Here is a 3,556-nt window from a genome sequence, read left to right on the forward strand (position 1 = left end):
GGGTGGGGGTGAGGGTGGCAGACACGCGGCACACCATACAGGAATACATGAAGACTCATTCATGCCTTTATGTGCGATGAGTAAGATACTCGCCATGGGTCATGGAGCCGTCACCTCAGCGCAGGACGCCGCCCCTCGTGTGCGTCTGGACGCGGCCAACGTCGCCAAGGTGGCCACCACCCTCCAGGCCCTCTCCACCCCGTCCCGCCTGCTGATCCTGGCCCGGCTGCGCGAAGGGCCGCTCCCGGCCACGGAGTTGGCCGCCGAGGTGGGGATGGAACAGTCCGCCTGCTCCCACCAGCTGCGCCTGCTGCGCAACCTCGGCCTGGTCGTGGGCGAGCGCCGGGGCCGTTCGGTGGTGTACGCGCTGCACGACCACCATGTCGCCGAGCTGCTGGACCAGGCCGTCTACCACGTCGAGCACCTGCGGCTGGGGCTCAGCGACGCGCCGGACGGGGACTGAGACACCGTAAGACCACGTAAGACCCCGTACGGCCACCTGCTCCACGGAACACCTGGCGGCATATGGCACCCGCCCCGACCGGTGGCCGGGGCGGGTTCCGTATGCGGGAGGCGGGTGTCCGGGCGGGCGTCACGCCGTGGGGAGCGCCGGGAGCGTCGTGGCGGGCAGGCCGCCCAGCAGCCCCCCGAGGAGGCCGGTGACCAGGCCGAGCACCGGCTGCAGGAGGCCGGTGACGACACCGAGGACCGGGGCGAGCAGACCGGTCACGGCACCCAGGACCGCGCCCAGGTCGAGCGAGGTCAGCGCCTTGAGGAGCGCGTCGACCGCGGCCTGGAGCGCGGCCAGCAGGTCCGCGACCGGGTCGGCGGCCACGGCGGCACGGTCGGAGCCGGCCGGGGCGGCCGCCTCGATCTTCTGCAGCCGCTGCTGCACGGTGGCGTGGGCGGTCCTGAGGGCCGCGACGTGCCGGGCGGCCTCGGCGGTGTCCAACTGGTCGGCGTCCAGCTTGGCGATCGTGGTCATCTCGCCCAGTAGCGGGGCGAGCACGTCGTTCTGGTCCATGCGGTCGAGCAGGTCCAGCTGCCCCAGCAGTTCGTCGACGTCGGTGCCGACGGCGTCGGTCTCCGTGGCCGTGCCGGTCGCCGCCTCCGCGGCCGCGTCCGTCTCGGCGTCGAGGTCCGCCAGCAGCGCGTCCAGATCGCTGTCGAGCTTGTCGAGGAGCGCCTCCACGTCGGCGATCTCCTTGTCGACGATGGCGTCCGCCTCCGCCTCCTCGTTCGCCACCAGCGCGTCGATCTCCTTCTCCAACGCGTCGAAGAAGGCGTCCAGATCGGGTTCGGGCACCGCCGCGGACCGGGGCGCGGCACGGTCCGAGGCGGTTCGGCCCGCGTCGACGGCCGCGGTGGCGGTGCCGACCGGCCCGAAGACCAGTGCCCCGCAGACCAGAGGTGACAGGAGAAGAGCACGGGAGACGAGGGCGCGCATGCACGTTCCTTTCGCAGGAGCTGTCCTTGCGCTCACGGTGGGAGGCACCACGGAGCACCGCAACCGAGCACAGCGCCCCGGTCAGGCCCGCCGACCCCTCATATGGACGATGCTGACCAGCGGGTTTCCCGCGAAGAACGGCTCCGTACGACGCCGTTCGAACTCGCTCTCGCCGTTCCTCCGTCAGAGTGCGGGAGAGCGACACGCCGGGCGGCGTGCCGCTCGGCGCCGGTGTCAGCCCGTCTGTTCGGCGAACGCCTGGTACGCCTCGTCGTCGAAGAGGACGAACCTGACCTCCTCGACGGAGGTCTCGGTGGCACGGACGGTCTCCACGGCGATGCGGGCGGCGTCCGCCATGGGCCAGCCGTAGACGCCGGCGGAGACGGCCGGGAAGGCGACGGTCCGAGCCCCCAACTCGTCGGCGACCCGGAGGGACTCGCGGTAGCAGGAGGCGAGGAGGGCGGAGCGGTCGAGGCTCTGGCTGTGGACGGGTCCGACGGTGTGGATGACCCAGCGCGCGTCCAGGTCGCCCGCCGTGGTGGCGACGGCCTGGCCGGTGGGGAGGCCCTTGCCGTAGTGCGAGGTGCGCAGTCTGCGGCAGTCCGCCAGGATCGCGGGACCGCCGCGCCGGTGGATGGCGCCGTCCACTCCTCCCCCGCCGAGGAGGGAGGAGTTCGCGGCGTTGACGATGGCGTCGACGGACTGCTGGGTGATGTCGCCCCGGACGAGGGTGATGGTGGTCATGCCCGCCTCTATACCAGCCGACGGGACGGGCGGACCTCCCTTTTCCGGCCCCCTCCGTGACGGGCGGAACGGCCCGTCGTGAGCGGCGGAACACGCTCGTGGCGGGCGGAACGGCCCGTCGTGACGGCCTGTCGTGACGGCCTGTCGTGACGGCCTGTCGTGACGGCCTGTCGTGACGGCCTGTCGTGACGGCCTACCAGCCGACCGGCAGCGACCGGACCCCGTGGACCGTGGTCATCGTCAGCGCGAAGTCCTCCGGCGGTGCGGTCAGGCGCAGGCCCGGCAGGCGGTCGAAGAGGGCGGGCAGGCCGACCTGGAGTTCCGCGCGGGCCAGGGATTGGCCGATGCACTGGTGCAGTCCGTGGCCGAAGGCCAGGTGCCCGGAGGCTTCGCGGCGGACGTCCAGCGTGTCGGGGTCGGTGAAGGCGGACGGGTCGCGGTTGGCGGCCTGGAGCGCCACGACCACACCCTCGCCCGCGCGGATGCGGACACCGGCCACCTCCACGTCCTCGGTGGCCACCCGGCGCAGTCCCGAGTGCGCGACGGTCAGATGGCGCAGGAGTTCCTCGACGGCACCGGGCCACAGGCCGGGGTCCGCGCGCAGGGCCGCCAGTTGTGCGGGGTGGCGCAGCAGGGCCACAACCGCGAGCGGGAACATGTTCGCGGTCGTCTCGTGGCCTGCCACCAGCAGCAGCGAGGCGATGCCGACGGCCTCGGGCGCGCTGACCTCGCCGGTCGCCACCCGGTCCCGGGCGAGACGTGAGAGGAGATCGTCGGCGGGCTCCCGGCCGCGTCGGGCGAGCAGCTCGCCCAGGTACGTGTGGAGGGCCTTGCGGGCGGCCATCATCTCTTCCGGCCCCGACGAGAGGCTGCTGAACGCGTTGGCCTGCCGCTGGAAGAAGTCGTGGTCCTCGTACGGCACACCGAGCAGCTCGCAGATGGCGAGCGAGGGCAGGGGAAGGGCGTACGCCCCGACCAGGTCGGCTGTCGTGGCGCCGTCCGCGGTCATCGCGTCGAGCAGCTCGCCGCAGATCCGGGCGATCGCCGGCCTCAGCTGTTCGACGCGGCGGAAGGTGAAGTCGGGGATCAGGACGCGGCGCAGGCGGGTGTGGTCGGGCGGGTCCATCATGAAGAACTGGCCCGGCGCGCGGGGCGGCGACTGCGGGCGGAAGCCGGGGAAGCCGTCGCGGGTCGCGTCGGCGCTGAAGCGGGGGTCGGCGAGGACCGCGCGGGCGTCCTCGTGCCGGGTGATCAGCCAGGGGCTGTTGTCGCCCCAGATCGTCACCCGGCGGATCGGCTCCTCGGTACGCCACTTGGCGTACTCCGGCGACGGGTCGAGCAGCGGGCGGAGGGTGGGGAGCGGAG

Annotated in this window: 4 protein-coding genes; 1 reads left to right on the forward strand and 3 read right to left on the reverse strand. The window is 72.7% G+C overall.

Features of this window, described 5'->3' with window-relative positions:
• The first annotated feature begins 94 nt into the window (after positions 1-94).
• Positions 95-463 carry an ArsR/SmtB family transcription factor gene (locus P1P70_RS42105; protein WP_033529834.1) on the forward strand — a complete coding sequence of 123 codons (369 nt, stop codon included), beginning with the start codon at positions 95-97 and terminating at the stop codon, positions 461-463.
• Between the two features lie 129 nt (positions 464-592).
• On the opposite strand, the gene P1P70_RS42110 is transcribed toward P1P70_RS42105, so the two are convergent.
• From P1P70_RS42110 to P1P70_RS42120, 3 genes are all read right to left on the reverse strand, one after another.
• Positions 593-1,447 carry a hypothetical protein gene (locus tag P1P70_RS42110; protein WP_319247405.1) on the reverse strand — a complete coding sequence of 285 codons (855 nt, stop codon included), beginning with the start codon at positions 1,445-1,447 and terminating at the stop codon, positions 593-595.
• Between the two features lie 234 nt (positions 1,448-1,681).
• Complete coding sequence (locus tag P1P70_RS42115; protein WP_319247407.1) at positions 1,682-2,191, reverse strand: O-acetyl-ADP-ribose deacetylase; 510 nt, start codon at positions 2,189-2,191, stop codon at positions 1,682-1,684.
• Positions 2,192-2,384: 193 nt separating this feature from the next.
• Positions 2,385-3,556 (reverse strand): cytochrome P450 (locus P1P70_RS42120; protein WP_319247409.1); only part of this gene is annotated, 1,172 nt, incomplete at its 5' end.

This window comes from Streptomyces sp. MB09-02B (assembly GCF_033794485.1).
GTDB lineage: Bacteria > Actinomycetota > Actinomycetes > Streptomycetales > Streptomycetaceae > Streptomyces.

Bases quoted from the DNA above. Each gene is read 5' to 3' on its own strand.
- P1P70_RS42105 (WP_033529834.1), top strand. From the start codon at position 95: ATGGGTCATGGAGCCGTCACCTCAGCGCAGGACGCCGCCCCTCGTGTG.
- P1P70_RS42115 (WP_319247407.1), bottom strand. From the start codon at position 2,191: ATGACCACCATCACCCTCGTCCGGGGCGACATCACCCAGCAGTCCGTC.
- P1P70_RS42110 (WP_319247405.1), bottom strand. From the start codon at position 1,447: ATGCGCGCCCTCGTCTCCCGTGCTCTTCTCCTGTCACCTCTGGTCTGC.